We start from the raw sequence: 1,179 nt of genomic DNA on the forward strand, positions 1-1,179 counted from the left end.
CGCGCCGTGATAGCGGGCCTCTGGTGAGCCGCTGTTCGCGGCCATCGCGGGCGCGGTGGTTGCTGGCACGGTCCTACGCGCGCCTCCACAACCACCCACCTCCGCTCCGCTCCCCGCCGCCCCCAGTTCGCCGCCGCCCCCCGTTCGCCACCGCCCCGGCTCGCCACCGCACGATCCCCTGCCTCGCTGCCATGAGTACGACTGATCCAGGTCACATGTCCTGGTGCGCTCTGGATGACCCGCCCGTGTCGGCCCGCATACTGCTGTTTCCCCTGAAACGGGGTGGTGTGGAAGATCCGGATCAGAAGGGCGGGATGTCGTCCTCCGGGGCCGGCGCCGGCGCCGCAGCCGGTGACGCCGTAGCCACCGCGTCCAGTGATGCCGTGGCCACCGCGTCCGCTGTGACCGGTTCGTTGAGGGGCTCCTCCCACCACGCGGGTTCGTAGATCCAGGTCGGCAGGAACGGGAGTTCGTCGTTGGCGGGATCGGTGATGCTGCCCGCGCCATACCCGAAGGCCGCAAGCCCGCCTACCCCGCTGGCTCCCGACCGGCCGGGCATGGCCCAGCCTCCGGGGGCGAAGGGCTCCGGCAGGGATTCAATGATCGGCGGCGGCTGAACCGGATACCGGTGGCCGGTCCGGCTGATCCACGTCACATGCCCTGGCGCGGTCTGGATGACCCGCCAGCCGTTGTCGCGCAGATCATGGTCATGCGCACACGCGGCAGCCAGGTTGTCCTCGGTGGTGAGACCGCCGTGCGCGTACTGGCGGGTGTGATCCAGCTCCGACCGGGTGGCCGGAGCGCGGCAGCCGGGATGGGAGCACACCCTGTCCCGGATCTCGATCCGCCGCCGTAGCCCCGCCGTGGGGAACCGCCGCCGCTCACCCCCACCAGCCGCCCCACAGCCGACCACAGACCCTCGGGCAGCGTCGTTCTCCACAGCACCCTGCCGCACAGGCCCGCCTGCCGCAGCACCGTCACCCGCAGCGCCGTCCACCGCAGCTTCGTCCACCGCAGCTTCGTCTACCGCAGAAGCGTCACCTGCCGAACCGTCACCCGCCGAACCGTCACCCGCACTGTGGCCGTGGCCGTCATCGTCGGTCGGAAAGCTCTCTTCGATGGCCTGGTCGTATTGGCGCATGACGTCAGCGATCACACCGGCCCAGCCGCCCTGGGCGT

The 1,179-nt window shown here is 71.0% G+C and carries 1 protein-coding gene; it reads right to left on the reverse strand.

Annotated features, from left to right (window positions below; translation table 11 throughout):
- Window positions 1–301: 301 nt before the first annotated feature.
- The gene (locus QSK17_RS32425) at window positions 302–940 is read right to left on the reverse strand and encodes an HNH endonuclease signature motif containing protein (protein WP_285709731.1); all 639 of its coding nucleotides are present in this window, start codon (window positions 938–940) and stop codon (window positions 302–304) included.
- Window positions 941–1,179: the final 239 nt, after the last annotated feature.

The organism is Microtetraspora sp. NBRC 16547, from assembly GCF_030268965.1.
Lineage (GTDB): Bacteria > Actinomycetota > Actinomycetes > Streptosporangiales > Streptosporangiaceae > Microtetraspora.